The 26,372-nt window shown below is 66.1% G+C and carries 24 protein-coding genes; 15 read left to right on the top strand and 9 right to left on the bottom strand.

Annotated features, from left to right (window positions below):
• Positions 1-136: 136 nt before the first annotated feature.
• The 6 genes from WI560_RS02330 (at position 137) to WI560_RS02355 (ending at position 6,848) form a co-directional block, all read left to right on the top strand.
• Complete coding sequence (locus WI560_RS02330; protein ID WP_375306737.1) at positions 137-1,795, top strand: FAD-binding dehydrogenase; 1,659 nt, start codon at positions 137-139, stop codon at positions 1,793-1,795.
• 168 nt (positions 1,796-1,963) lie between these two features.
• A complete protein-coding gene (locus tag WI560_RS02335; protein WP_027575148.1) occupies positions 1,964-2,314 on the top strand; it encodes a RidA family protein in 351 nt (116 codons plus the stop codon).
• Positions 2,315-2,424: 110 nt separating this feature from the next.
• Entirely contained in the window at positions 2,425-2,790 is a 366-nt protein-coding gene (locus WI560_RS02340) for a nuclear transport factor 2 family protein (protein WP_375306738.1), read from the top strand.
• Between the two features lie 207 nt (positions 2,791-2,997).
• Entirely contained in the window at positions 2,998-5,574 is a 2,577-nt protein-coding gene (locus WI560_RS02345; protein WP_375306739.1) for a ligase-associated DNA damage response DEXH box helicase, read from the top strand.
• A 52-nt stretch (positions 5,575-5,626) separates the two neighbouring features.
• On the top strand, positions 5,627-6,298 hold the full coding sequence (gene pdeM, locus WI560_RS02350; RefSeq protein WP_375306740.1) for a ligase-associated DNA damage response endonuclease PdeM: 672 nt from the start codon (positions 5,627-5,629) through the stop codon (positions 6,296-6,298).
• Between the two features lie 118 nt (positions 6,299-6,416).
• A complete protein-coding gene (locus WI560_RS02355; RefSeq protein WP_028138919.1) occupies positions 6,417-6,848 on the top strand; it encodes a hypothetical protein in 432 nt (143 codons plus the stop codon).
• A 117-nt stretch (positions 6,849-6,965) separates the two neighbouring features.
• Here WI560_RS02355 and WI560_RS02360 read toward each other — a convergent pair whose 3' ends face one another.
• Together WI560_RS02360 and pyrE are read right to left on the bottom strand one after the other, a co-directional pair.
• Positions 6,966-7,721 carry a DUF2865 domain-containing protein gene (locus WI560_RS02360; RefSeq protein WP_375306741.1) on the bottom strand — a complete coding sequence of 252 codons (756 nt, stop codon included), beginning with the start codon at positions 7,719-7,721 and terminating at the stop codon, positions 6,966-6,968.
• Positions 7,722-7,967: 246 nt separating this feature from the next.
• Positions 7,968-8,531, bottom strand: coding sequence for an orotate phosphoribosyltransferase (pyrE, locus tag WI560_RS02365; protein WP_028138917.1), 564 nt, complete (start codon positions 8,529-8,531; stop codon positions 7,968-7,970).
• 184 nt (positions 8,532-8,715) lie between these two features.
• Between pyrE and WI560_RS02370 the strand changes: the two genes are divergently transcribed.
• Positions 8,716-9,342 (top strand): glutathione S-transferase family protein, encoded by a 627-nt coding sequence (locus WI560_RS02370; protein WP_375306742.1) that lies wholly within the window; start codon positions 8,716-8,718, stop codon positions 9,340-9,342.
• A 180-nt stretch (positions 9,343-9,522) separates the two neighbouring features.
• Here WI560_RS02370 and WI560_RS02375 read toward each other — a convergent pair whose 3' ends face one another.
• The 3 genes from WI560_RS02375 to WI560_RS02385 form a co-directional block, all read right to left on the bottom strand.
• Complete coding sequence (locus WI560_RS02375; protein ID WP_375306743.1) at positions 9,523-10,158, bottom strand: LysE family translocator; 636 nt, start codon at positions 10,156-10,158, stop codon at positions 9,523-9,525.
• Between the two features lie 203 nt (positions 10,159-10,361).
• Positions 10,362-13,451 carry a DNA polymerase I gene (gene polA / locus WI560_RS02380; RefSeq protein WP_375306744.1) on the bottom strand — a complete coding sequence of 1,030 codons (3,090 nt, stop codon included), beginning with the start codon at positions 13,449-13,451 and terminating at the stop codon, positions 10,362-10,364.
• 223 nt (positions 13,452-13,674) lie between these two features.
• Positions 13,675-14,742, bottom strand: coding sequence for an acyltransferase family protein (locus WI560_RS02385; protein ID WP_375306745.1), 1,068 nt, complete (start codon positions 14,740-14,742; stop codon positions 13,675-13,677).
• A gap of 202 nt (positions 14,743-14,944) precedes the next feature.
• Here WI560_RS02385 and WI560_RS02390 point away from each other — a divergent pair, with 202 nt between their 5' ends.
• The 6 genes from WI560_RS02390 (at position 14,945) to WI560_RS02415 (ending at position 22,010) form a co-directional block, all read left to right on the top strand.
• Positions 14,945-16,261 carry a UDP-glucose dehydrogenase family protein gene (locus tag WI560_RS02390; RefSeq protein WP_375306746.1) on the top strand — a complete coding sequence of 439 codons (1,317 nt, stop codon included), beginning with the start codon at positions 14,945-14,947 and terminating at the stop codon, positions 16,259-16,261.
• A 156-nt stretch (positions 16,262-16,417) separates the two neighbouring features.
• Entirely contained in the window at positions 16,418-18,892 is a 2,475-nt protein-coding gene (gene hrpB / locus WI560_RS02395; protein ID WP_375306747.1) for an ATP-dependent helicase HrpB, read from the top strand.
• 252 nt (positions 18,893-19,144) lie between these two features.
• The gene (locus WI560_RS02400; RefSeq protein WP_257178522.1) at positions 19,145-19,657 is read left to right on the top strand and encodes a TIGR02281 family clan AA aspartic protease; all 513 of its coding nucleotides are present in this window, start codon (positions 19,145-19,147) and stop codon (positions 19,655-19,657) included.
• Positions 19,658-19,718: 61 nt separating this feature from the next.
• On the top strand, positions 19,719-20,015 hold the full coding sequence (locus tag WI560_RS02405) for a nucleotidyltransferase family protein (protein ID WP_375306748.1): 297 nt from the start codon (positions 19,719-19,721) through the stop codon (positions 20,013-20,015).
• Positions 20,005-20,352, top strand: a complete 348-nt coding sequence (locus WI560_RS02410; protein ID WP_375306749.1) for a DUF86 domain-containing protein — start codon at positions 20,005-20,007, stop codon at positions 20,350-20,352. Before WI560_RS02405 ends, WI560_RS02410 begins: the two co-directional genes overlap by 11 nt.
• A gap of 158 nt (positions 20,353-20,510) precedes the next feature.
• Positions 20,511-22,010, top strand: coding sequence for a phosphomannomutase/phosphoglucomutase (locus WI560_RS02415; RefSeq protein WP_375306750.1), 1,500 nt, complete (start codon positions 20,511-20,513; stop codon positions 22,008-22,010).
• A gap of 14 nt (positions 22,011-22,024) precedes the next feature.
• Here the strand turns inward: WI560_RS02415 and WI560_RS02420 are convergent, their stop codons facing one another.
• From WI560_RS02420 to WI560_RS02430, 3 genes are all read right to left on the bottom strand, one after another.
• A complete protein-coding gene (locus WI560_RS02420; protein ID WP_375306751.1) occupies positions 22,025-22,864 on the bottom strand; it encodes a sterol desaturase family protein in 840 nt (279 codons plus the stop codon).
• A gap of 10 nt (positions 22,865-22,874) precedes the next feature.
• Positions 22,875-23,195 carry a cysteine rich repeat-containing protein gene (locus WI560_RS02425; protein ID WP_375306752.1) on the bottom strand — a complete coding sequence of 107 codons (321 nt, stop codon included), beginning with the start codon at positions 23,193-23,195 and terminating at the stop codon, positions 22,875-22,877.
• Between the two features lie 74 nt (positions 23,196-23,269).
• Positions 23,270-23,491: a hypothetical protein gene (locus WI560_RS02430; RefSeq protein WP_028138907.1), complete on the bottom strand. Its 222-nt coding sequence runs from the start codon at positions 23,489-23,491 to the stop codon at positions 23,270-23,272.
• Positions 23,492-23,674: 183 nt separating this feature from the next.
• Here WI560_RS02430 and WI560_RS02435 point away from each other — a divergent pair, with 183 nt between their 5' ends.
• Both WI560_RS02435 and WI560_RS02440 read left to right on the top strand, forming a co-directional pair.
• Positions 23,675-24,397 (top strand): response regulator, encoded by a 723-nt coding sequence (locus WI560_RS02435; protein WP_375306753.1) that lies wholly within the window; start codon positions 23,675-23,677, stop codon positions 24,395-24,397.
• Positions 24,397-25,746 carry a sensor histidine kinase gene (locus tag WI560_RS02440; RefSeq protein ID WP_375306754.1) on the top strand — a complete coding sequence of 450 codons (1,350 nt, stop codon included), beginning with the start codon at positions 24,397-24,399 and terminating at the stop codon, positions 25,744-25,746. Before WI560_RS02435 ends, WI560_RS02440 begins: the two co-directional genes overlap by 1 nt.
• A gap of 64 nt (positions 25,747-25,810) precedes the next feature.
• On the opposite strand, the gene WI560_RS02445 is transcribed toward WI560_RS02440, so the two are convergent.
• Positions 25,811-26,320: an Lrp/AsnC family transcriptional regulator gene (locus WI560_RS02445; protein ID WP_375306755.1), complete on the bottom strand. Its 510-nt coding sequence runs from the start codon at positions 26,318-26,320 to the stop codon at positions 25,811-25,813.
• Between the last annotated feature and the right edge of the window lie 52 nt (positions 26,321-26,372).

Here is a 26,372-nt window from a genome sequence, read left to right on the forward strand (position 1 = left end):
CGCGCTGCACTCGGAAGCTCTCTATCCCAAAGTGGAACAAGTTAACGAGGTCTTACGCGCCGCACCCTTGATCTCAGGTACAACCGCCGGCTTCAATCCGGGCAATTACAGGGGGGAACTATGGAGGGGGACATGCATGGCTGAGGAAACGGACGTCATCGTCGTCGGGGCGGGACTGTCGGGCCTCGTGGCCGCCACCGAGATTGCCGACGCGGGCAAGCGCGTCATCGTGATCGACCAGGAAGGTGAGCAGTCGATCGGCGGCCAGGCGTTCTGGTCGTTCGGCGGCCTGTTCCTGGTCGATTCGCCGGAGCAGCGCCGGCTCGGCATCAAGGATAGCTTCGACCTCGCCATGCAGGACTGGATCGGCGCCGCCGGCTTCGACCGCGACGACGATTTCTGGCCGCGGCAATGGGCCGAGGCCTATGTCGGCTTCGCGGCCGGCGAGAAGCGCGCCTGGCTGCGGGCGATGGGCCACCGCTTCTTTCCCGTGGTCGGCTGGGCCGAGCGCGGCGGTTACGACGCGATGGGGCACGGCAATTCGGTACCGCGCTTTCACGTCACCTGGGGCACCGGGCCCGGCATCGTCGAGCCGTTCGAGCGCCGCGCGCGCGAGGCGATGAAGAGCGGCCGGCTGAGCTTCAGGTTCCGCCACCGCGTCGATGCGCTCTCGATCAGCAACGGCACGGTGGACGGCGTCAGCGGCGCCGTCCTCGCTCCCGACGCTGTCGAGCGCGGCAAGAGCTCATCGCGCAACGTGGTCGGCGAGTTCGCGCTGAAGGCGCAGGCCGTGATCGTGGCCTCCGGCGGCATCGGCGGCAATCACGAGCTGGTCCGGCAGAACTGGCCGAAGCGCCTCGGCGATCCCCCGAAATTCATGATCTCCGGCGTGCCCGAACATGTCGACGGCCGTATGATCGGCATCACAGAAAAGACCGGCGCGCGGCTGATCAACCGCGACCGCATGTGGCATTATGTCGAGGGCATCCAGAACTGGTCGCCGATCTGGCCGCGCCACGGCATCCGCATCCTGCCCGGCCCCTCCTCGATGTGGTTCGACGCCACCGGCACGCGGCTGCCGGCGCCGCTCTTCCCCGGCTCCGACACGCTCGGCCAGCTCAAATACATCATGTCGACTGGCTATGAATATTCCTGGTTCATCCTGACCCAGAGCATCATCAAGAAGGAGTTTGCGCTGTCGGGCTCGGAGCAGAACCCGGATCTGACCGGCAAGAGCTGGCGCATGACGATCAAGCGCGCCACCAACAAGGGCGCGCCGGCGCCGGTGGAGGCGTTCAAGCGCCATGGTGTCGACTTCATCGTGCGCGACACGCTCGAGGATCTCGTAGCGGAGATGAACAAGCTCGCCGGCAGCGACCTCCTCAAGCTCGACCATATCAGGACGCAGATCGAGGCGCGCGACCGCGAGATCGCCAATCCCTACGTCAAGGATGCGCAGGTGATGAATATCCACAATGCGCGCCGCTATCTCGGCGACAGGCTGATCCGCACCGCCTCCCCGCACCGGATCCTGGATCCCGCGCAGGGACCGCTGATCGCGGTCAAGCTCAACATCCTCACCCGCAAGACGCTGGGCGGCTTCGAGACCGACCTCGAGTCCCGCGTGTTCGGCGGCGAGGGCAGCGTCATTCCCGGCCTCTATGCGGTCGGCGAAGCCGCCGGCTTCGGCGGCGGCGGCGTGCACGGCTATCGCTCGCTCGAAGGCACCTTCCTCGGCGGCTGCCTGTTCTCGGGCCGCAATGCGGGCCGGTCGGCAGCAAAGGCGGTGGGCTGAACCGCCCCTTGCGTTGCGCCACGCATCGTCCGGTTCGGATGCAAATCTGTCCGGACATGCATGAGCGTTCGGCCACGCATGCGTGCCGGGCAACGCATGCGTGCCGGGGGTGGCAGAGCGCGGGGTGCTGGGCTAGACAGGGCCGCCATTCCAGTGAGGAGATCCCCAATGAGCATCCAGCGTTTCGAAACCGGCCCACGCATGAGCCAGGTCGTCGTGCACGGCAACACCGTCTATCTCGCCGGCGTCGTCGCCAACAAGGCCGCCGGCGAAAGCGTGACGAAGCAGACCCAGGACATCCTGGCGACCATCGACGGTCATCTTGCCAAGGCCGGCACCGACAAGTCGAAGCTGCTGTCGGCCACGATCTACATCACTGACATGAAGACCTTCGGCGAGATGAATGCGGTGTGGGACGCCTGGGTATCGCCCGGCAACACCCCCGCCCGCGCCACGGTCGAAGCCAAGCTGGCGGCGCCGCAATACACCGTCGAGATCATGGTGACGGCCGCGAAGTAATTCTCGCGAAAACTTCACGCGCGTTGATGACTTCCGAGGTAATCGATCAGCGCGCGTGAATCTTCGATGATGACGGTCAGCCGAACACGGCTTCATCGAAGGAGAGCACCATGACCGATCCCACCACCATCGCCCGCCGCTACATCGAGCTCTGGAACGAGCGCACGGCCGGCCGGCGCCGCGACCTGCTCGGCGAACACTGGACGAATGATGCGAGCTACGTCGATCCCTTGATGAAGGGCGACGGCCGCGACGGCATCGAGGCCCTGATCGCCGGCGTGCAGCAGCGCTTTCCCGATTTCAAATTCCAGCTGATCGGCGAGCCCAACGGCTTTGGCGACCACATTCGTTTTTCCTGGGGCCTCGGTCCCGACGGCGCCGACAGCCCGATCAAGGGCACTGATTTCGCCGTGCTGCAAGACGGCCGCATCAAAAGCGTGACCGGGTTTCTCGACCAGGTGCCGGCCGGGGCGTGAGAGCGCTAGCTGATCGTCATGCCCGGGCTTGTCCCGGGCATCCACGTTCTTCGTGCCGCATGCAAGGCGTGGATGGCCGGGACAAGCCCGGCCATGACGATGTGGCGACCAGCGCGCCTCGAATGGGCAGCGCGAATGCGATAGCGCTGCCGCAGGCGGGAGCGGCACCCCTCGACGAAGCCATCCCTACGGCTTACCTGTCATGCCGTGCCGCCCCGTATCCTCCAAGCATCGGCCGAGCCCGCCGCGCTGCTGCCAAGCCGCTTCCAGCAATGGTTCGCAGGCCGCGGCTGGTCGCCGCGTGCGCATCAATTGGCGCTGCTAGAGAAGGCGCGCGAGGACCGCTCGGCCCTGCTGATCGCGCCGACCGGCGCGGGCAAGACGCTGGCGGGATTCTTGCCGACGCTGGTGGAACTGTCGATTCAGCCCATCGATCGCGAGGCAAGTCCGAAGAAAAGCCTCGTATCCACCGGCCGCAGCGTGCAACGTTCCGGCGGCCTGCACACGCTCTACATCTCGCCGCTGAAAGCACTCGCCGTCGACATCGCGCGCAATTTGGAGCGGCCGATCGCCGAGATGGCGCTGCCGATCAAGGTCGAGACCCGCACCGGCGACACGCCGGTGTCGCGGCGGCAGCGGCAGCGGCGCTATCCGCCTGATGTGCTGCTGACGACGCCGGAGCAGCTTGCGCTGCTGCTGTCCTCCGACGACGCGCCGTTCCTGTTCTCGTCCCTGAAGCGCATCGTGCTCGACGAATTGCATGCGCTGGTGACGTCCAAGCGCGGCGATCTGCTCTCGCTCGGCCTCGCGCGGCTGTGGCGGCTGGCCCCGCAGCTGCGTGCGATCGGCCTGTCGGCGACCGTGGCCGAGCCGGAGCAGCTCGCGCGCTTCCTGGTGCCGCAGCCGGGCGGCGAGGAGCGAGCCGCCGACATCGTCGTCGCCGGCGGTGCCGCGCCGCCCGAGGTGGAGATGCTCGACACGCGCGAGCGCTTGCCCTGGGCCGGCCACAGCGCGCGCCATGCGCTCCCTGAGATCTACGAGCTGATCAAGGCGAACAAGACCACGCTGGTCTTCGTCAACACCCGCAGCCAGGCCGAGATGCTGTTCCAGAATCTCTGGAGCATGAACGACGACGGCCTTGCGATCGCGCTGCATCACGGCTCGCTCGACGTCGCCCAGCGCCGCAAGGTCGAGGACGCGATGTCGGCAGGAAAGCTGCGCGGCGTGGTCTGCACCTCCTCGCTCGACCTCGGCGTCGACTGGGGCGACGTCGACCTCGTCGTCAATATCGGTGCGCCCAAGGGCTCCTCGCGCCTGATGCAGCGGATCGGCCGCGCCAACCATCGCCTCGACGAAGCCTCGCGCGCGGTGCTGGTGCCGGCCAACCGGTTCGAAGTGCTGGAATGCCGCGTCGCGATCGATGCCATTGCCGAGAACGCGCAGGACACGCCGCCCCTGCGCACCGGCGCGCTGGACGTGCTGGCGCAGCACGTGCTCGGCTGTGCCTGCGGCGAGCCGTTCCTCTCCGACGAGCTTTATGCCGAGGTTCGCACCGCCGCGCCCTACGCCGAGCTGTCGCGGCAGGATTTCGACGACGTCGTCGATTTCGTCGCCTCCGGCGGCTACGCGCTCAAGACCTACGAACGCTTCGCCCGCATCAAGCAGGACAAGGAGGGGCGCTGGCGCGTCGCCAATCCCAAGGTGCGGCAGAGCTACCGCATGAATGTCGGCACCATCGTCGAGGACGACATGCTGAAGGTGCGGCTGGTGCGCTCGCGCGGCGGCGGGAGCGGATCGACCGGCGTGATCGCCCGCGGCGGCCGGCTGCTCGGCGAGATCGAGGAGGCCTTCATCGAGGGCCTCAGCCCCGGCGACACCTTCGTGTTCTCGGGCGAGGTGGTGCGCTATGAGACCCTGGTCGAGGACCAGGTCTACGTCTCGCGCGCGCACGACAAGGACCCGAAGGTGCCGTCCTATATGGGCGGCAAGTTTCCGCTCTCGACCTATCTCGCCGAACGCGTGCGCCGCCTGCTCGATGACAGCCGCGCGTGGGCCGGCTTGCCGGAGCAGGTGCGCGACTGGCTGTCGCTGCAGAAGGACGCCAGCAAAGTGCCCGGGGTGCGCGAGCTGCTGGTCGAATGCTTTCCGCGCGCCAACAAGCATTATCTGGTCTGCTACCCCTTCGAAGGCCGGCTCGCGCACCAGACCCTCGGCATGCTGCTGACGCGGCGGCTGGAGCGCGCCCGCGCGCGGCCGCTCGGCTTCGTCGCCAATGAATACGCCATCGCGGTCTGGGCGCTCGGCGACATGTCCTTCATGATTCGCGATGGCCGCATCGACCTCGATGCGCTGTTCGACCCCGATATGCTCGGCGACGATCTCGAAGCCTGGCTCGCCGAGTCAGCCTTGATGAAGCGCACCTTCCGCAATTGCGCGATCATCTCCGGCCTGATCGCGCGGCGGCACACCGGCGAGGAGAAGAGCCGCCGCCAGGTGCTGTTCTCGACCGATCTCGTCTATGACGTGCTGCGCAAGCACCAGGCCGATCACGTCCTGCTGCGCGCCGCGCGCGCCGATGCGGCCACCGGCCTGCTCGATCTGCGCCGCCTCAGCGACATGCTGATGCGCATCCAGGGGCGCATCACGCTCCGGGAACTCGACCATGTCTCGCCGCTCGCCGTTCCCGTGATGCTGGAAATCGGCCGCGAGTCAGTTTATGGCGAAGCTGCAGACGAGCTCCTGGCCGAAGCCGCCGATGAGCTCGTCAAAGAGGCGATGGGATAACAGCAGGTTTGTCGTGACGATAGGCGCGCAGGTTTCAGGAGATGTCGACGACATGCGCGTGTCCACAGTCACGATCAGCGATGTGACCTTCGCCGCCGATCTCTCCGGCGCGCTGTTCTGGGAAGAGCAGCGCCTGCTCGTCGTCTCCGACCTGCATCTGGAAAAGGGCTCCAGCTTCGCCACCCGCGGCGTGCTGCTGCCGCCCTATGATACGCTGGCGACGCTGAGCCGCCTCGCTGCCGTCATCGCCCGCCATGATCCTCGAACGGTGATCGCGCTCGGCGACAGCTTTCACGACCGCACGGCGCATGAACGGTTGTCGCCGGACGATCGCGACGCCGTCGCCGCGCTGCAGACCGGCCGCGACTGGATCTGGATCTCCGGCAACCACGATCCGATGCTGCCGCCTGATCTCGGCGGCACCGTCGCCGAGGAGGTCGCGGTCGGCCCGATCACCTTCCGCCACGAGCCGACCGGCGCGCATGGCGAGATCGCCGGCCATCTTCATCCCAAGGCGCGCGTCTCCGCGCGCGGCCGCTCCATGGAGCGGCGCTGCTTCGCCTCCGACGGGATGCGCGCGGTGATGCCGGCGTTCGGCGCCTATGCCGGGGGTCTCAGCATCCGCGACGCCGCATTTGCGAAGATTTTCCCCGCCAATGGCTTCGTCGCCCATCTGCTCGGCGACCGCCGCGTCCATGCCATTGCGGCGCCGCGCTGTTCCTGAGACTTTCGCGCAATCCCGGAACAAATTAAGAACACTTTAGCAAGTCTTTGATATATCATTGTGATTCGGCGCATCGCCGGCACAATATCTAGCGTCTGTCAGACTTTGCGAGGACTAGATGTCCACCATCGCCTTCGATCAATTCGCCCTCACCCGGATCGCCGATTTCGCGCGCTCGCTGTCGCGGCTGCATCAGGCGGCGCGGCGCCAGCGCATCGACGACGACCAGTTCGACCGCGAGTTCAACGCGGTGTGCCAGTCGATCTGGGGCTACACCATCGACGACGTCAGCGACGACCTGTTCTCGGCCGAGGATCATCTGTTTCTGGACACGCTGGACGAAGCGCAGGCGCGCATCTTCGCGGCCGAGCAGGGCTATGACCTCGTCGGCGATCAGGGCATGCTGACGGATTGGTGGGGTTTCTGCTGGATGATCCTGGCCGAGAAGCGCGGCCTGCTCACGCCGGACAACCGCGCCGCCGCGCGCGCGGCGATCGAGGAGAAATATCTGGCGGCGCCGAACGTGATCGGGGTGATCATCGGGAGATAGTGCCGCAACCTCCGTCATTGCGAGGAGCGCTTGCGACGAAGCAATCCAGAATGCCTCCGCCGAGGGATTCTGGATTGCTTCGCTGCGCTCGCAATGACGGCGTGGTGAGAGCTTGGATCAATCCAGCCCCGCCCGCTTCGCCGGCTTCTGCGCCGTCGTCTTCGGCACGGTCACATCGGGCAGCGCCTCACGCACGATCTCTGCGGCAGGGGCATCTGCCGACACCGTTTCTGCCCGCACCGGGGCCACCTTCATTTCGCCGAGGCGGGCGCGGACCTGGGCGGTGAGGCCGGGATAGGACGCAACCGGGGTGAAGTCCGCCGCCTGGTCGTTGCCGACGCGGATGCCGGTATAGGCGACGAGGCCGTCGGTGGTGGCGATCACGTCGCCGGCCTTCAGCGAGGAATCCAGCGCCAGATCGACCGGGGCGAGGCCGACCGGCTCGCGGCCGTTGCAGGTGCAGTCGGCGCGCAGCGCCTTGCGGTAGGCGAACGCGTTCTCGCTGTCGGCGTAGCGCTCGCCGGTCTGCGAATAGGCACCGTCGATGCTGGATCCAAAATAGACCTTTGTGGCGGTGGCGGGGCAGAAGGCCTGACACATCTGCGCTGGTGAGACCATGCCTCGCATCAGCGGGAAATATTTGCCGTCGCAACTGCGCACGCAGAAGGCCGGGCCGGAGCCGCCGGCGGCTGCCGCGCGGGTCGGCGGCACATATTGCGGATTCTGCTGGCCTGTGAAGGGATCGGAGTAGGAGTTCGGCTGCTGTAGTTGCGGCCGCTGCATTCCGCCGAACAGGAAGTCGAACAGGCCTTCGGCCGAAACCGGGGCCGGGGCCGCAAGCATGGGAACCGCAACCATGACGGCTGCGAGCATCGCGCGACGCCGCGTATGGGACAACTCTGTACGCACAGCTCACTCCACCCGACGCTACGGAACCGGTCAGGACCGTTCGAGGTCTTCAGCACACGATTCACCGTAATGCGCGATGGTAAATGAGCGGTTGCGTGGAGGCGGTTTCAAGACGAGGCGGTGATCTCTTTATGGCCGCGCGCGGCTTCACGGACGGCGTTGCTCCCGGGGCACGCTCGGGCATGCCGACGGGGAATCAATGGTCCTCTCTTACGCCTTCAAGAACTCCGACGCCTTGTACAGCGAGCGGAACGGCAGGCCGGCCGCGGCGAAGGTGTCGGTGGCGCCTTCCTCGCGGTCGACCATGGTCAGCACCAGCACCACATTGGCGCCGGTCTCGCGCACGGATTCCACCGCCTTCATCGCCGAGCCGCCGGTCGTGGTGACGTCCTCGACGATCACGACGCGCTTGCCGGCAAGCGTCTCGCCCTTCGGCAGGCCCTCGATCGCGAGCTTGGCGCCGTGCTCCTTCGGCTTCTTGCGCACGAAGAACGCCGCGATCGGATGGCCCTTGATCCAGGAGATCTGCGCCAGCGCACCGGCGAGCGGCACCGCGCCCATCTCGAGGCCGCCGATGAAGTCGAGATTGTCGTCCTTCAGCGCCTCGTAGGTCAGCTCAGCGAGCAGGGTCGCCCCCTCCGGGTCGAGCATGGTCGGCTTGAGGTTGAAGTAGAAATCGCTCTTGCGGCCCGACGCGAGCGTCACCTCGCCGCGGCCGAACGAGCGCCGGCGGATGATTTCGAACAGGCGGGCGCGAGAGGCAGATTTCGACACGGCGGTCCCTCGAACAGCTTTTTGGAGGAGGCGCAATTTATCCGCGACGGGAGCGACATTCCAGAGGGGGCGTCCCTCGTCAACAGGGATCGGCCATCCCCGGCCGCCGGTTGTGGGGCTGCGACCTTCTGGAGTAGTTGAGAGCCCGGATCGGGCGCGACGCCTCTTGGGTAAGGAAACGGGAATGACCATCGAGCTGCACACCTGGAACACGCCGAACGGCCGCAAGATCTCGGTCGCGCTGGAGGAGATGGGGCTGCCCTACAAGGTGATCCCGGTGAACATCACCAAGGGCGAGCAGATGGCGCCGGAATTCCTCAAGCTGTCCCCGAACAACAAGATCCCCGCGATCGTCGATCCCGAGGGCCCCGACGGCAAGCCGGTCAGCATCTTCGAATCCGGCGCGATCCTGCTCTATCTCGGTGAAAAGACCGGCAAATTCCTGCCGAAATCGCTCGGGCAGCGGATCCCCGTCTACGAATGGCTGATGTGGCAGATGGGCGGCTTCGGTCCGATGCCGGGCCAGGTGCACCATTTCATCGCGCTCGAGAACGAGCAGGACCGCGCCTACGGCCTGAAGCGCTTCATGGCGGAGACGCGCCGGCTCTACGGCGTGCTCGACCGCCGCCTGGAGGGGCGCGACTTCGTCGCCGATGAGCTCTCGATTGCCGATTTTGCCATCCTGGGCTGGGCCTGGCGCCACCCTCGCCACAAGGTTGATTTGGCCGACTTCCCCAACGTCAAGCGCTGGTACGAGGCCCTGATGGCCCGCCCGGCGGTGAAGCGGGGCATGGAGACGAAGCTGGATTGAGCCTCGCTCTCACCCTCCCCTGGAGGGGGAGGGTCGATCGCGCGCAGCGCGAGCGGGGTGGGGTGATCTCTCCACACGGACACTGTTCGAGGCGGAGAGACTGTCACCCCACCCCGTCGCACATTTCGCTACCGCTCCATGTGAGCCGACCCTCCCCCTCCAGGGGAGGGTAGGAAAAGCTCACACCTTCTTCGCTTCCACCGCCATCCGCACCGCGAGCCCGGCCAGCACGGTGCCCATCAGCCAGCGCTGCACCAGCACCCAGCTCGGCCGGTTCGCCAGGAACAGCGCGATCGAGCCGGCGGCAAGCGCGATCATCGCATTGACGCTGACGCTGATCGCGATCTGGATCGTCCCCAACGCCATTGACTGCGTCAGCACGCTGCCGGCGGCGGGATCGATGAATTGCGGCAGCAGCGCCAGATACAGCATCGCGATCTTCGGATTGAGCAGGTTGGTGACGAAGCCCATCGCGAACAATCTGCGCGGGCTGTCGATCGCGAGCTTCCTGACCTGGAACGGCGATCGCCCGCCCGGTCTCACCGCCTGCCAGGCGAGCCAGAGCAGATAGCCCGCGCCGGCAAAGCGTAGCGCGTCATAGGCAAAGGGAATGGCGAGCAGCAGCGCGGTGATGCCGAACGCCGCGCACAGCATGTAGAACACGAAGCCGAGTGCCACGCCGCCGAGCGAGACGATGCCGGCCGCGGGCCCCTGCGTGATCGAGCGCGAGATCAGGTAGATCATGTTCGGCCCGGGCGTCAGCACGAGACCGAGAGAGACGAGGGCGAAGCCGAGCAGGGCGGAGGTGTGGGGCATGGCGGGACCGGTGCGGGAGACGCACTGGTTCTAATATGCGAGGGCGTGCCCGGCCATCGCGCAATTGCACGGAGGACAATTCGATGCCCGCATGTCACCCCAGCGTCGTCCCCGCGCCCGTGCGCAATTGCGCACTAGGCGGGGACGACACCGAGTGTGTGGCGGCAGCCAGCGCATGTTACGAGGTAAAGAGCAGCGCAGCCTCAATGCGCCTCGTCCCAATTGCTCGCCGCGCGCGCATCCACGTGCAGCGGCACCGAGAGCAGCACCGCCGGGAACGGCGCGTCCTGCATCACGTGCTGCACGACCGGCAGCGTCGCCTCGACCTCGGCGTCCGGCACCTCGAAGATCAACTCGTCATGCACCTGCAAGAGCATCTGCGCCGACAGCTTCTTCGCGGCAAGTGCGTCCTCGACCCGCGTCATGGCGCGGCGGATGATGTCGGCGGCGGTGCCCTGGAGCCGCGCGTTGATCGCGGCGCGCTCGTTGAAGGCGCGCACCGAGGCGTTGGAGGCCTTGATGTCGGGGTAGTGGCATTTGCGGCCGAACAGCGTGGTGACGTAGCCGTGGCTGCGGCAGAAGTCCCGCGTCTCGTCCATGTAGGCGCGGATGCCGGGGAAGCGCTCGAAATACTTCTTGATATAGGCCGAGGCTTCCTCGCGCGCGATGCCGAGCTGGTTGGCGAGGCCGAACGCCGAGATGCCGTAGATGATGCCGAAATTGATCGCCTTGGCGCGGCGGCGGATCTCGCTCGGCATGCCCTTGATCGGCACGCCGAACATCTCCGAGGCGGTCATGGCGTGGATGTCGAGCCCGTCGCGGAACGCCTGTTTCAGCACGGGAATGTCGGCGATCTCGGCGAGCAGTCGCAGCTCGATCTGCGAATAGTCGGCGGACACCAGCTTGTGTCCGGGCGTCGCGATGAAGGCGCGGCGGATCTTGCGGCCGTCCTCGGTACGAACAGGGATGTTCTGCAGGTTCGGCTCGTTCGAGGACAGCCGGCCCGTCGTGGTCGCCGCCAGCGCGTAGGTCGTGTGCACGCGATGCGTCTGCGGATTGACATAGGTCGGCAGCGCGTCGGTATAGGTCGATTTCAGTTTCGAGACCTGGCGCCATTCCAGAATCTTCTTCGGGAAGTCGTGGCCCTGCTCGGCGAGCTCGTCCAGCACCTGCGCGGTGGTCGACCACGCGCCGGTCTTGGTCTTGGTACCGCCGGATAGTCCCATCTTGCCGAACAGGATGTCACCGATCTGCTTGGGGCTGCCGACATTGACCGGCTCGCCTGCGATCTCCTGGATCTCGGCCTCGACGCGCGCGGCGGTCTGGGCAAAGTCGCCGGACAGCCGCGACAGCACCTGGCGATCGATCGAGATGCCGCGCCGCTCCATGCGCGCCAGCACCGACACCAGCGGCCGCTCCAGCGTCTCGTAGACGGTGGTCATGTGCTCGGCGACGAGGCGCGGCTTCAGCACGCGCCAGAGCCGCAAGGCGACGTCGGCGCCTTCGGCCGACAGCGCGGCGGCCTTGTCGATCGGCACCTGGTCGAAGGTGATCTTGCCCTTGCCGCTGCCGAGCAGCTCGCTCTCCTTCATCATGGCATGACCGAACCAGCGCTCGGACAGCGATTCCAGCGCTTGCGAGCCGCGGCCGGCATCGAGCACGTAGGAGATCAGGAGCGCATCGTCGATGTTGCGCAGGGTGATGCCGTGCTGCGCCAGCATCACGGCACTGAATTTGACGTCGAAGCCGATCTTGAGGATGCCTGCCGATTCCAGCACCGGCCGCAGCGCCTCGATCGCATCCGCATGCTTGACCTGGTCGGGCGCGAGGCCCGCGTCGAACAGGCCGGCGCCGCCGCCGGACTGCTTGTGCGCCAGCGGCACGTAGCAGGCATCGTTCGGCGCCAGCGCCAGCGCGATGCCGCAGAGATCGGCCTGCATCGGATCGATGGAATTGGCCTTGATCTCGATCGCGACATGACCGGCATCGTGGACGCGGGCGATGAAGGCGTCCAGCTCTTTGAACGTCTTGATCACCTGGTATTTGCTGCGATCGACCGGAAGCTTGCGCAGCGCCTCCTCGCGCGCCGCGGCGAGCGAGATCGGCGCACCCTTCGGGCTCGCAGCCTTGTCCTCCTTGCTTGCCGACTTGTTGGGACGGCTCGGAGCGGCTTGCGCCGGTGTGCCGGTCCCCGGTGCGGGCACGACGTCCGAGGACGGCAGCGGCGTGAACACGCTGGCGCCGCTCGAATAGCCGGGGTCGGCATCGACATTGGCAGGATCGATCTGCGCATATTCGGCGACGCGCCGCGTCAGCGTGGTGAATTCCATCGCCTTGAGGAAGGCGATCAGCTTGCGCGCGTCCGGCTCGTGGACGGCGAGATCGTCGAGCGGCACCTCGAGCTCGACCTTGTCGTCGAGCAGCACGAGCTGCCGCGAGATGCGGGCCTTCTCCGCATTCTCGAGCAGCGCCTCGCGGCGCTTGGGCTGCTTGATCTCGCCGGCACGGAACAGCAATTGGTCGAGGTCGCCATATTCGGTGATCAGCTGCGCCGCGGTCTTGACGCCGATGCCGGGCACGCCGGGCACGTTGTCGGTGGAATCGCCGGCCAGCGCCTGCACCTCCACCACCTTGTTCGGGGGCACGCCGAATTTCTCGATCACCTCGGGGATGCCGATACGGCGATCCTTCATGGTGTCGTACATGGTGACGCAATCGGTCACCAGCTGCATCAGGTCCTTGTCGGAGGACACGATGGTCGCGCTGGCGCCGCGCTCGCAGGCCTGCCGCACATAGGTCGCGATGAGATCATCGGCCTCGAAGCCGGTCTGTTCCAGGCAGGGCAGGTCGAAGGCGCGCACCGCCTCGCGGATCAGCGCGAATTGCGGGATCAGGTCGTCGGGCGCCGGCGGCCGGTGCGCCTTGTATTCGGGATAGATCTTGTTGCGGAACGTGATCTCCGACTTGTCGAAGATGATCGCCAGATGCGTCGGCCGGTTGTCCTCGGGCATCTCGCGGAGCAGCTTCCACAGCATGTTGCAGAAGCCGAGCACGGCGTTGACCTGCAGCCCGTCGGACTTGCGGTTCAGCGGTGGCAGCGCGTGGTAGGCGCGGAAGATGTAGGAGGAACCGTCGACCAGGAACACGTGGTCGCGCTTGCCCGCGGCCTTGGCCGCAACCGGCTTGGCAGCAGCTGGCGCAGCGGGCTTGGTCTCGGCGGCGGCCTTGGAGGTGACCTTGGAGGCGGCCTTGGTGTCGGCTTTGGCGGTGGTCTTCGGCGATGTTTTGGGCATGCCGCAATGTATGAATTTTTGCGGACTTTGACAGCCTTGGATGAGGGATTTTTGAGGCGATTCCCACACGTCTCGTCGTCCCTGCGACGCAGGGACCCATAACCATAGGGAGAAATTTGGCGAAGATCGGTGGTGATTTGGCCGTGGTACGACGACCGGAGTCCATCGATAGATCACGCGGTATGGGTCCCCCGCGTTCGCGGGGACGACACCGAGAATGGTGCTACTCCGCCGCCTGCAACACCGGCGACGATTTCTTCGGCGCGATCCAGAACGCGTCCGGCCGCTCGAACAGGAAGCGCGCATTGAAGCGCAGCGCAACCTGCCAGATCGCGAGCGCACCGAGCACGCCGGCGACGGTGACGATCAGCGACACCGTGCCGATGTCGGGGATGATCCCGGTGCGCAGCAGCAGCGTCCGGGTCGCCGCCATCGGCAGGAAGAAGGCGAGATAGATCACGATCGAATGCTCGCCGCAGAAGCGCAGGAAATTCATCCATTGGGCGCGTGCGAGCAGCGTGCCCGTCGTGATGATGGCGCAGGCGCCGGCAAAGCCGAGCACCAGCGAGACCAGCTTCCATTCGCTGGCCCCCGACACGACGAGGCCGGCATTGGCAAGCGCCCAGGTCGCGAGCGCCAGGAGCGCGAGCGCCGGATGCTTCCGCGCGCGATCCGAGAGCGCGAACACGTAAGGTGCGAACAGATAACCCGAATAGAAATAGACGAAGCGGGCGCAGAACTCGTCGATGACGGTCCAGCCTGTCGTGATGCGGGCCGTCTCGAGCGCGGCGGCGACGAGCCAGATCGCGAGCGGCGGGAGCTTGCGTGTCAGTTTTGTGACGACGAAGAAGATCGGCAGCAGATAGATGAACCACAGCGTGCCGAACGGCTCGACGAAGGATTCAAGATACAAGAGGCCAACGTGGTGCCAGCCCGACTCCGCCGCGAAACCGGGCGCCTTGAAGCCGAACTGGATCGTCACCCAGACGACATAGAAATAGGCGAAATGCACCACCTTGCGGTCGAGATAGGTCCGCCAGTCCCGGTCGATCACGAGCGCCAGGAACAGGCCCGAGATCAGGAAGAAATCCGGCATCCGGAACGGCTTTGCGAACGCTACGAGCACGTGCATGAAGCCGGTCTCGCCGGCGGCGAGCTCGACCCCCAGCACCGAATGCATCATCACGACCATGATGATGCAGATGCCCTTGGCGTAGTCGACCCAGTCGACACGTGCGGCAGCCGTGGCCGCAACGCCTCCACTGCCTGCGATTGTGCCTGATGGTGCCATGGTGTCTCTTTTCGAGGCGTTTTCCGCCCCGTCCTGTTCGGAGGTGGGTCAGTGTGGGGCCGCTACGGTTTCCCACTTCTTTACCGATTCACTTCCCGTGCCGCTTTTTTCGCTGCGGACTGTTCCTTCCCTGCGAGAAAATGCTAAACCGCCCCGCGCCGGGGTTTCATTTTCGTTAACCAATCTAAAAACAGGGATTTCCATGCGTATCGCGATGATCGGCACGGGCTATGTGGGACTGGTGTCCGGCGCCTGCTTTGCCGATTTCGGTCACGACGTCACCTGCGTCGACAAGGACGAGAAGAAGATCGCGGCGCTCCACCGCGGCGAGATCCCGATCTACGAGCCCGGCCTCGACGAGCTGGTCGCGACCAACGTCAAGGCCAAGCGGCTCGACTTCACTACCGATCTGAAGCAACCGGTCGCGGACGCCGATGCGGTGTTCATCGCGGTCGGCACGCCCTCGCGCCGTGGCGACGGCCACGCCGATCTTTCCTACGTCTACGCCGCCGCGAAAGAGATCGCGCAGTCGCTTTCCGGCTTCACCGTCGTGGTGACGAAGTCGACCGTTCCGGTCGGCACCGGCGACGAGGTCGAGCGCATCATTCGCGAGACCAATCCCAGCGCCGACGTCGTGGTCGCCTCCAACCCCGAGTTCCTGCGCGAGGGCGCCGCGATCCGCGACTTCAAGTTTCCTGATCGCATCGTGGTCGGCACCGCCGACGAGCGCGGCCGCAAGGTGATGGGCGATATCTACCGCCCGCTGTCGCTGAACCAGGCGCCGCTGATGTTCACCGCGCGGCGCACCGCCGAGATGATCAAGTACGCCGCCAACGCGTTCCTGGCGACCAAGATCACCTTCATCAACGAGATCGCCGATCTCTCCGAAAAGGCCGGCGCCAACGTGCAGGAGGTCGCGCGCGGCATCGGTCTCGACAACCGCATCGGCACCAAGTTCCTGCATGCCGGTCCCGGCTTCGGCGGTTCCTGCTTCCCCAAGGACACCAAGGCGCTGATCAAGATCGCGCAGGATTACGACGTGTCCTTGCGCATCGTCGAATCCGTGCTGGCGGTCAACGAGAACCGCAAGCGCGCGATGGCACGCAAGGTGAGCCAGGCGCTCGGCGGCAATCTGCGCGGCAAGACCGTCGCCGTGCTCGGCCTCACCTTCAAGCCCGACACCGACGACATGCGCGATGCGCCGTCGATCCCGCTGGTCACGGGCCTGATCGACATGGGCGCGAAGGTCAAGGCGTTCGATCCGGTCGGCATGGAGCAGGCCAAGGGCGAGCTGCCCGACATCACCTATTGCGAGGACGCCTATTCCTGCGCGCAAGGGGCCGATGCCCTTGTCATCGTCACCGAATGGGTCCAGTTCCGCGCGCTCGATCTCGACCGGCTGAAGAGCGTCATGGCGCAGCCCGTCGTCGTCGACCTGCGCAACATCTACCGCCCCGAGGACATGGAAGCCGCGGGCTTCGTCTATGAGAGCGTCGGCCGCCCGCCGGTGCAGGGCTGATCACAATACATTCTCCTTGAACGAAGGCGTCATGGCCGGGCTTGTCCCGGCCATCCACGTCTTGTTCACTGCCAGATGAAAGAACGTGGATGCCCGGCACTTTTGTGCGAAGACGCGCTTCGCGCTTTTGCCCGGGCATGACGACGGGATGATGCCTTGCCCCGCAGTTTCGACACGCCCCTGCCGATCGATGCCGTGCTCGACGAGCTCTCGCGCACGCTGGAGGCTAACAATGCCGCCGTGCTGGTGGCGCCGCCCGGGGCCGGCAAGACCACGCGTGTGCCGCTCGCCTTGCTCGATGCGCCCTGGGCCAGGGGCAAGAAGATCATCGTGCTGGAGCCGCGCCGTATCGCGGCGCGCGCCAGCGCCGACCGCATGGCCAAGTCGCTCGGCGAACGCACCGGGGAGACGGTCGGCTACCGCGTCCGCTTCGGCTCGAAGATCTCGCGCGCCACGCGCATCGAGGTGGTGACCGAAGGCATCTTCACCCGCCAGATCCTCGACGACCCTGAATTGTCCGGCGTCGCCGCCATCCTGTTCGATGAATTCCACGAGCGCTCGCTCGATGCCGACATGGGCCTCGCGCTGGCGCGCGATGCGCAAACCGGTCTGCGCGAGGATCTGCGCATCCTCGTGATGTCGGCAACGCTCGACGGTGCGCGTGTGGCCAAGCTGCTCGGCGATGCGCCCGTCGTCGAAAGCGAGGGTCGCGCCTTCCCCGTCGAGACGCGCTATCTCGGCCGCAAGGCGGATGCGCCGATTGAGCGGCAGATGGCGGATGCGATCGCATCCGCGCTGCGCGCTGACAGCGGCTCGGTGCTGGCTTTCCTGCCGGGCGCCGCCGAAATCCGCCGCACCCAGAATTTCCTCGGCGAGCGGGTGCAGGACGCCTCGATCGAGATCGTGCCGCTGTTCGGCGCGCTCGATGCCGCCGTGCAGGACCGCGCGATCTCCCCCGCGCCCAGGGGCACGCGCAAGGTAGTGTTGGCCACCTCGATCGCGGAGACCTCGCTCACCATTGAGGGCGTGCGCATCGTGGTCGATTCCGGCCTGGCCCGCGTGCCACGCTACGAGCCCGATATCGGCCTGACCCGGCTCGAGACCGTGCGCGCCTCGCGCGCGGCGGTAGACCAGCGCCGCGGTCGCGCCGGCCGTACCGAGCCCGGTGTCTGCTACCGGCTCTGGGACGAGCCGCAGACGGCTTCGCTAGCGCCCTACACCCAGCCGGAAATCCTCAGCGCGGATCTATCCTCGCTGGTGCTCGATCTCGCGCAATGGGGCGTCAGCGACCCTGCCGCGTTGTCGTTCCTCGATCCGCCGCCGGGGCCGGCGTGGAAAGAGGCGAAGAGCCTGCTAACCGAGCTCAACGCGCTCGATGCCGACGGCCGCATCACTGCGGAGGGAAAAAGCCTGCGCGCGCTGGCGCTGCCGCCGCGGCTGGCGCGGATGATCGTGGATTCGCACCGTGCGGGCGAAGGCGAGGCCGCCGCCGAGATCGCGGCCATCATCACCGAGCGTGGCCTTGGCGGTGACAGCGTCGATCTGGAGCAGCGGCGCGACCAGTTCCGCCGCGACCGCTCGCCGCGTGCCGCCAGCGCGCGCGACCTCGCGCGGCGCTGGGCCTCGCAGGTGGCGGCGTCCGAGAAGGCCGGGCCGCCGGAGGAACTCTCGACCGGCCTGATGCTGGCTTATGCCTTTCCCGACCGCGTCGCGCGCAACCGGGGCAATGGCAGCTTCGTGCTGGCGAATGGCCGCGGCGCGTCTGTCGAGCAGACCTCCTCGCTCGCCCGCGCGCCCTATATCGCGATCGGCGAGATGACGGGCACGGCGGCGAGCGGGCGGATCCTGCTGGCCGCGCAAATCACCGAGGGCGAGATCGAACGGCATTTCGCCGAGCATATCGAGACCGCCGACGAGATCTCGTTCGACCGCGGCGCAATGGCGCTGCGGGCGCGGCGCAGGCGCCTGCTGCATGCGATCACGCTGTCGGAAGCGACCCTTGCCGTGTCGCCATCCGAGGACACCGCGCGCATTCTTGCAGATGGGTTGATCGCCGCCGGTCTCGACCGGCTGCCGTGGTCGAAGGCCGCCAAGCAGTGGCGCGACCGTGTCATGTTCCTGCGCAAGGCCGAGGGCGACAGCTGGCCGGATTTGTCCGATGACGGGCTGATCGCGCGGCGCGACGATTGGCTGGTGCCGGCGCTCTACGACAAGATCGCGCTCAAGGACATTTCGCCGGGCGACCTCTCGGACGCGCTGATGGCGCTGCTGCCCTGGGAGATGCGCGCGCGGCTCGACCGCGAGGCGCCGACGCATTTCGAGGCGCCTACGGGGAGCGTGCTCGCGATCGACTACGAAGCCGAGCAGGGGCCGACCATCGCGGTGCGGCTGCAGGAATTGTTCGGCCTCAACACCCATCCCTCGATCGCGGCCGGCAAGGTGCCGCTGGTGCTGGAGCTGCTGTCGCCGGCACAGCGCCCGGTGCAGGTGACGCGTGATCTCCCAGGCTTCTGGCGCGGCAGCTATAGCGCGGTGCGCTCCGACCTGCGCGGCCGCTACCCGCGCCACCCCTGGCCCGACGATCCGGCCAATGCACTGCCGACCCGGCGGGCGAAGCCGCGCGGGACGTGACAGAGGTAGACCCTCATGGTGAGGAGCGCGGAACGCGCGTCTCGAACCATGCAGGCCCGGATCTCGCGTGCGGCCATCCTTCGAGACGCCGCTTCGCGGCTCCTCAGGATGAGGACCTGGGGTCGCTGTGACACCATCGCATTAACCGTCCGCTCATCCTTTTCGTCAAAATTGCGGCGCTCCAACGGCGGCTTCGCTCGCGGTCGGGCGTGCCGCGTGGTGAAATCGGGCTTTCGGCTCGGAAGTGGTGTGATGCGTAATATTATGATCATCGCGGCCGTCATGATCGGCCTCGGCACCTTCATGGCGCAGATGGCGGACAAGATGAGCTCGGCTTCCGCCACCTCAGCGCCGCGCACGACGGTGGCGGTTGCGTCGACCGCGCCGACCGGCGGCCGCAGCCTCGCCATTTCCCGCGACGGCCGTGGTCATTTCCAGACCGAGGGCCGGATCGACGGCCAGCGCATCGGCTTCATGATCGATACCGGCGCCTCCGTGGTCGCGCTCAATGAGACCTCGGCGGCTCGCTTTGGCCTGCGTCCCTCGCGCAGCGAGTACAACGCCACCGTCTCCACCGCCAACGGCACCATCAAGGCCGCCCGCGCCCGTATCGCCATGCTCGACGTCGGGGGTCTCATCGTGCGCGACGTCGACGCCATGGTGCTGCCCGACGCGGCGCTGTCGGAGAACCTGCTCGGCCTCTCCTTCCTGTCCCGCCTGAAGCGGTTCGAATATGCCAACGGCCAGATGGTGCTGGAGCAATAGGCGTTCGAATTGGCTCGGTGGGGCCTCCCTTGAGGCCAGTTTGGGTGCTATATCTCCACGCATGGACCGCCCCGATGCGATAGCCATTCTCCGACAGTCCGAGCGCGCTCTTCGCGAACGGGGCGTTTTGCATGCCGCGTTGTTCGGTTCGGTCGCACGGGGCGACCAACATTCCGGCAGCGATATCGACATCATGATCGAGATCGATCCGGACGCGCGGATCACAGTCTTCGACTACGTCGAGCTCAAGGAATACATTTCCAACCTTTTTGACAGTCCGGTCGACGTCGTCAATCGCGACGGTTTGAAATCATACGTCGCTCCAGCCGCGACGGCCGATGCTGTCTATGCCTTCTGATCGCATCGATGGGACACTGCAAGACATCTTGCATCACATCGATTTGGCGACTGAGTTCGCGGGAGCTCTGGATCGCGAGGCGTTCGCGGCGGACCTGCGGGCAGTCTATGCTGTAACGCGCTGCCTGGAGATCATTTCAGAGGCCTCCCGTCGCCTGCCGGAAGATATGAAGGCCAGGCACCCGGCGATCGCTTGGAGGCAGATGGCGGCGGCGGGCAATGTCTATCGCCACAACTATGAAGATGTTGCCGCACGTCTTGTGTGGGAGACTGTTCAGCAGGCTCTGCCAGCCCTCAAGGCAGTCGTCAAAGAGGAGATTGCACGGCTGCAGGGTTAGGCCATTCCGGTCATACAATCGGCATCGCCCCGGCGGTAACGTTTCTTCGTTACCAAACTGCCGCAATTATCGGCCATAAGCCTGCATTCCCGCCTTCCGCTGTGGCCTGGCATTCGCTAAGGCTGCCTCATTCCCTGCCCATTCACGAGACCGTCTCAATGTTCCCGAAGCCGAAATCCGTATTGTTGCCCAACACCTACGCCTTCGAATCCGAGCCGATGGTGAAGCCGACGGGGTTTCGCGAATACGATGCGCGCTGGTTGTTTCAGAAGGAAATCAACCTGATGGGTGTGCAGGCGCTCGGCATGGGGTTGGGCGCGCTGATCGCCGAGCTCGGCGTCAAGCAGGAGATCGTGACCGGTCATGATTTCCGCGGCTATTCGGCCTCGATCAAATATGCGCTGATCTCCGGCCTGATGGCCGCGGGCTGCAAGGTGCACGACATCGGTCTTGCGGTGACGCCGATGGCCTATTTCGCGCAATTCGATCTCGACGTGCCCGCTGTCGCCATGGTCACGGCCTCGCACAACGACAATGGCTGGACCGGCGTGAAGATGGGCGCCGACCGCCCGCTCACTTTCGGTCCCGACGAGATGACGCGGCTGAAGGAGATCGTGCTCAATGCCGAATTCAAGAACAAGGCGGGCGGCTCCTACCAATTCCACGAGAATTACCCGGCGCGCTACATCGCCGATCTCACCTCTCGTCCGAAGCTGACGCGCAAGCTGAAGGTGGTCGCGGCCTGCGGCAACGGCACCGCCGGTGCCTTCGCGCCGCAGGTGCTGGAGGCAATCGGCTGCGAGGTGATCCCGCTCGATACCGAGCTCGATCACACCTTCCCGAAATACAATCCGAATCCGGAAGACATGGAGATGCTGCACGCGATCCGCGATGCGGTGCTGCACCACAAGGCCGATGTCGGCCTCGGCTTTGATGGCGACGGCGACCGCTGCGGCGTCGTCGACAATACCGGCGAGGAGATCTTCGCCGACAAGGTCGGCGTGATGCTGGCGCGCGACATGTCGGCGATCCACAAGGACGCGCAGTTCGTCGTCGACGTGAAGTCGACCGGCCTGTTCGTCACCGATCCGGTGCTGCAGAAGCAGGGCGCAAAGGTCGCCTATTGGAAGACCGGCCATTCCTACATGAAGCGCCGCACCAACGAGATGGGAGCGCTCGCGGGCTTCGAGAAGTCGGGCCACTTCTTCTTCAACAAGCCGTTCGGCCGCGGCTATGACGATGGCCTGGTCTCGGCGATCGCGATCTGCGACATGCTCGACCGCGCGCCGGGTAAGTCGATGGCGGATCTGAAGGACGCGCTGCCGAAGACCTGGTCGTCGCCGACCATGTCGCCGCACTGCGCCGACGAGACCAAATACGGCGTGATCGACAAGGTCGTGAAGCATTTCGAAGGCCTGCAGGCCAAGGGCGCGAAGATCGGCGGCCAGGCGATCCGCGATCTCGTCACCGTCAACGGCGTGCGCGTCACGGTGGAGGACGGCAGCTGGGGCCTGGTGCGCGCCTCCTCCAACAAGCCCGAGCTCGTCGTGGTGGTCGAAAGCCCGGTCTCCGAGCAGCGCATGCACGACATGTTCGAGATGGTGAACAGCGTGCTGCGCACGCATCCCGAAGTCGGCGAGTACAATCAGAAGATTTGAGCGCCTGCGCGCGCTCAGCCTCCGGGCGGGCCGAACAGGGTGCGGAGCTTCGCGGCCGCGCCCTGCGCCTTCCGGGCGTCGCCCAGCATTGCAATCCATTCGCCGAGCGCGATCCGGATCGGGTTGAAGGATGGTATGCCGCCGACGAGACCGAAGCGGAGCGGCTGGTCGGAGGGCCGTTCGGCAAAGGTCCCGAACAGGCGGTCGAACACGATCAGGATGCCGCCATAATTCTTGTCGAGGCACGGCTCGTTGCAGGCATGATGCACGCGATGGTGGCTCGGCGTGTTGAGCACCCATTCCAGGACCCCGAGCTTCGGTCCGAACTGGCTGTGGATGAAGAATTGATACAGCAGGTTGATGCCGAGCATGGCCACGATCGCGAGCGGATGAAATCCGATCAGCGCCAGTGGCAGGAAGAACAGGAAATTGCCCGAGACGTTTCCGGTCCAGCCGAGCCGGATCGCCGCGGTCAAATTCAGCCGCGTCGTCGAATGATGCACCGAATGCGTCGCCCACATCCAGCGAATGCGATGCGAGGCGCGATGCTGCCAATAATACAGGAACTCGCTGCCCAGGAATAACCCTGCGAGTGCAAGCGGAGCGGACTGCGCGAAGTCGAACAGGCGGTGCTCGTACAGGAACGCGAACGGCATCGCGAGAATGCCTGCCTCGACCGCGCGCAGCAGATTCTGTCCGAGGGCCACGCCGAACGAGGCGACACTCTCGCGCCAGTCGTGGGTATCGCGATGCGCGAGGCGGCCGATGCCGTACTCGAGCAGCATCAGACCGAGCGCGGTTGCGAGGATCATGCGCCTGAGCCCCGGATCGAGCAGGAGTGAAGCGTAGCCCACGGCATCCCTCCTACTTCGGCGCCGCGCCGGCACTGTTGCGCAGCGCCTGGGCACGGGGCAACGTTTGGGCGCAGGACGAGGAGAGCTGGCCGGCATGGGATTGCAGGCAGGCGAGGACGCGTCCGCCGCCCGGCGTGACGTTGCTGCAAAGCTTGTCGAAGTCGGTGCGGCAGGCCTGCATCAGGCTCCTCGCTTCGCTGCGCATCTGCGGGGTCATCTGGGTTTGCAGCTGGGTCTGGGCAAGCGCGAAGGTCGCGGTCGCGGTCGCGACGCCGAGGGCAACGATGACTGCAAGTCGCGACAGTGCGATGGGATGGAAGATCGATGACACGGTGATGGTCCTTTCTGATCGGGACAAGGCTCGCCGTCGCCGCGCGGGGCTGGCGCGGCGACGGCGGCGCTGCGTCAGCGCGAGATCGTGCCGGTGCGGGTGTAGGTGTTGCCGGCAGGACCGGTGCGCGTCACGCTGCGCGTGCAGCTGCCGTAGGCGCAGCTTCCCGTCGCGGTGACGTGGGAGGTGCCGCGCGGTCCGGTTGCTGTCGCCGACCTCGTCCAGGCGTTGGCGTCGGCCGCCGCGGCGACCGACAGGGTGCCGATGACGAGGGAGGTGAGGAAAAGCTTGGTCATGTCGTCGTCTCCTTCTGGGGGCTGCCGTGAACGGGAGCCGTAGAGCGGAGACTGGAGCCGCGGCGTCTGCGCCGCATTGCTCGGACGAAACGATTGTTAGGGCTTTGTCGACACCGTGTAACACTATGTAACAACGGCGCCGCTGCCCTTGCGCGGAACGCGTGATCGTCCAAAATGCGGCTGATGAACGCGCATTCGGCCACGATCCTCATGGTGGAGGACGATCCCGAGATCAGTCGCCTCGTCGCCGACTTCATGCGGCGCGAGGGGTTCGAGGTCGCCTGCGTCGCCGACGGCAAGGCGATGGACCAGATGCTCCAGCGCCTGCGGCCCGACCTCGTCATCCTCGACTTGATGCTGCCGGGCGAGGACGGGCTTTCGATCTGCCGCCGCTTGCGCGCCGACGATTCCCTCCCGATCCTGATGCTCACCGCCAAGAGCGACGAGATCGATCGCGTGGTCGGCCTCGAAATGGGCGCGGACGACTATCTCACCAAGCCGTTCGGCCCGCGCGAGCTGCTGGCGCGGGTTCGCGCCATCCTGCGCCGTGCCAACGGGGCTCCGGCAAAGCCGCTGGTCAGGCGTTTTGCCTTCGACCGCTTCGTGATCGATCTCGATGCGCGCAGTGTCGAGACGGTCGAGGCCGAATCGCCGGAGCTGCAATTGACCAGCGCCGAGTTCGACCTGCTCGGTTGCTTCGTGCAGCGGCCGCGCCGGGTGCTCACGCGCGACCAGATCCTCGACTGGACGCGGGGACGTTCGGCCGAGCCGTTTGATCGCACCGTCGACATGCTGATCTCGCGGCTGCGCCGCAAGCTCGATGGCGCCAGCCCCGGCTCCAACCTGATCACGACGGTGCGCAATGGCGGCTATCTGTTCACCGCGTCCGTCAAGCAGGTGTCGTGATGCTGCGCGTGACACTCGCGGCGCGGCTCGCCCTGATCGGGCTGGTGGGATTCATCCTGGTGAGTACCGTGGTCGTCGCGATCTTCTACCGGACCACCCTGCGCGAGAACGAGCTGACGCGGCCCTCGCCGGCGCGTCTCGACGCACTGGCCACGCTCCTGGAGCGGACGGCGGCCGGCTCACGGCAGGAGGTGCTCGATGCGGTGACTTCGCCGCAGTTCACGGTGCGCATCGTACCGTCGGGTGCGCCGGTCGGCGGCGAGACCCCGCCGCAGCAGCAGGAACTGCGCGACACCTATGCGGCCGGCCTTGCGGGCCGTCCGGTCGAGATCGTGTCGCCGCCGAACCATCGCGGCAGTCGATGGTTTCCCCGCCTCGCACGGTTGATGGCAAATGCGGTCGAATTCCGCATTGGTCTGCGCAGCGGCGAGTTGCTGATCATCGATGCCTATACCCGCCTGCCGGTCACCCCGTTCGGCCTGCCCGTCGGCTTCGGGGCAGGCCTGTTCGGGTCGGTCGTGGCGCTGCTGGCCCTGCTCGTCATGCAACGCGAGACGCGGCCGCTGGCGCAACTCGCCGCCGCGGTCGATCGCGTCAACCTGTCGGCCGATCCGCCGCCATTGCCGGATGCGCGACGCAGCGCGCCGGAGATCCGCGCCGTCATCGCCGCATTCAACCGCCTGCAGGGCCGGCTCGCCGAGATGCTGCGTGCACGCATGACGCTGGTTGGCGGCATCGCCCACGACGTCAGGACGTTTGCGACACGGCTGCGGCTGCGCGTCGAGAATATCCCTGATGATGCCGAGCGGCAGCGGGCGGTGGCTGATATCGACGACATGATCCGGCTGCTCGACGACGCGCTGCTGTCGACGCGGGCGGGCGCCGGCGGATTGTCGCAGGAAATGATCGAGCTCGCCGCGCTGGTGGCGGGCGACGTTCACGACCGCCGCGTCCAGGGCGCAGTCGTCGATCTGGTCGCGGACGAGCGTGCGCGCAACGTCGTCGTGCTCGGCGACCGGCTCGCCTTGCGGCGGGTCTTCGCCAACATCATCGACAACGCCCTCGCCTACGGCCATGCCGCGCATGTGCGCGCGGCCCTGAAGGACGGTGCCGTCGTCGTCTCGATCGACGACGAGGGGCCGGGCATTCCCGCCGATCAACGCCAGACCGTGCTGGAGCCGTTCCACCGGATGGAGAAGTCGCGCAATCGCGCGACCGGCGGTGCCGGCCTCGGCCTCGCGGTCGTCCGCAATTTGGTCGAGGCCCATGGCGGAACGATCGAGATCGGCGCGTCGCCGGGCGGAGGCACGCGCGTCAGCGTCACCCTGCCGGTATTTCAGCCGGCTTGAAGCGTTTTCGAGCGAAGTGGATACCGGTTCGCGGGAAGAAAACGCGTCAGAATGAGAATCGGCGTCAGGCCGCCACCACCGCGGGAATCGGCAATGCGGTGACGGACTTGATCTTTTCCATCGCGAAGCGCGAGGTGACGTTCTTCAGCGGCACGGCGCTGATCAGCTTCTTGTAAAACACGTCATAGGCCTGCATGTCCGCGACCACGACGCGCAGCATGTAATCGACGTCGCCGGCCATGCGATAGAACTCCATCACCTCGGGCATGGCGCTGACGGCTTCGGCGAATTTTTTCAGCCAGGCGTCGGAATGGTCGGAGCTTTCGACCGACACGAACACGGAGATGCCGAGGCCGATCTTGTTCTGGTCGACGAGGGCGACGCGCTTGATGATCACGCCGTCGGCCTCCAGCCGCTGGATGCGCTTCCAGCAGGGGGTCGAGGACAGGCCGACGCGGTCGCCGATCTCGGCGACGGACAGCGAGGCATCCTCCTGGAGGACCATCAGGATCTTGCGGTCGATGGCGTCGAGGCGGCGGCTGGTCTCGGGGATATGGACGGCAACATCGGTCATTTGAAGAACTTTGTTCCATTTCAGGGGTACATTTCCCTGATACAGAGAAAAT

This window comes from Bradyrhizobium sp. A11, assembly GCF_042077125.1.
GTDB lineage: Bacteria > Pseudomonadota > Alphaproteobacteria > Rhizobiales > Xanthobacteraceae > Bradyrhizobium > Bradyrhizobium japonicum_B.

Excerpts from the sequence above, each read along its gene's own strand:
- WI560_RS02330 (WP_375306737.1), top strand. The coding sequence starts at position 137 with ATGGCTGAGGAAACGGACGTCATCGTCGTCGGGGCGGGACTGTCGGGC.
- WI560_RS02335 (WP_027575148.1), top strand. The coding sequence starts at position 1,964 with ATGAGCATCCAGCGTTTCGAAACCGGCCCACGCATGAGCCAGGTCGTC.
- WI560_RS02340 (WP_375306738.1), top strand. The coding sequence starts at position 2,425 with ATGACCGATCCCACCACCATCGCCCGCCGCTACATCGAGCTCTGGAAC.
- pdeM (WP_375306740.1), top strand. The coding sequence starts at position 5,627 with ATGCGCGTGTCCACAGTCACGATCAGCGATGTGACCTTCGCCGCCGAT.
- WI560_RS02355 (WP_028138919.1), top strand. The coding sequence starts at position 6,417 with ATGTCCACCATCGCCTTCGATCAATTCGCCCTCACCCGGATCGCCGAT.
- WI560_RS02360 (WP_375306741.1), bottom strand. The coding sequence starts at position 7,721 with ATGCTCGCAGCCGTCATGGTTGCGGTTCCCATGCTTGCGGCCCCGGCC.
- WI560_RS02370 (WP_375306742.1), top strand. The coding sequence starts at position 8,716 with ATGACCATCGAGCTGCACACCTGGAACACGCCGAACGGCCGCAAGATC.
- WI560_RS02375 (WP_375306743.1), bottom strand. The coding sequence starts at position 10,158 with ATGCCCCACACCTCCGCCCTGCTCGGCTTCGCCCTCGTCTCTCTCGGT.
- polA (WP_375306744.1), bottom strand. The coding sequence starts at position 13,451 with ATGCCCAAAACATCGCCGAAGACCACCGCCAAAGCCGACACCAAGGCC.
- WI560_RS02385 (WP_375306745.1), bottom strand. The coding sequence starts at position 14,742 with ATGGCACCATCAGGCACAATCGCAGGCAGTGGAGGCGTTGCGGCCACG.
- WI560_RS02390 (WP_375306746.1), top strand. The coding sequence starts at position 14,945 with ATGCGTATCGCGATGATCGGCACGGGCTATGTGGGACTGGTGTCCGGC.
- WI560_RS02400 (WP_257178522.1), top strand. The coding sequence starts at position 19,145 with ATGCGTAATATTATGATCATCGCGGCCGTCATGATCGGCCTCGGCACC.
- WI560_RS02405 (WP_375306748.1), top strand. The coding sequence starts at position 19,719 with ATGGACCGCCCCGATGCGATAGCCATTCTCCGACAGTCCGAGCGCGCT.
- WI560_RS02410 (WP_375306749.1), top strand. The coding sequence starts at position 20,005 with ATGCCTTCTGATCGCATCGATGGGACACTGCAAGACATCTTGCATCAC.
- WI560_RS02415 (WP_375306750.1), top strand. The coding sequence starts at position 20,511 with ATGTTCCCGAAGCCGAAATCCGTATTGTTGCCCAACACCTACGCCTTC.
- WI560_RS02430 (WP_028138907.1), bottom strand. The coding sequence starts at position 23,491 with ATGACCAAGCTTTTCCTCACCTCCCTCGTCATCGGCACCCTGTCGGTC.
- WI560_RS02435 (WP_375306753.1), top strand. The coding sequence starts at position 23,675 with ATGAACGCGCATTCGGCCACGATCCTCATGGTGGAGGACGATCCCGAG.
- WI560_RS02440 (WP_375306754.1), top strand. The coding sequence starts at position 24,397 with ATGCTGCGCGTGACACTCGCGGCGCGGCTCGCCCTGATCGGGCTGGTG.
- WI560_RS02445 (WP_375306755.1), bottom strand. The coding sequence starts at position 26,320 with ATGACCGATGTTGCCGTCCATATCCCCGAGACCAGCCGCCGCCTCGAC.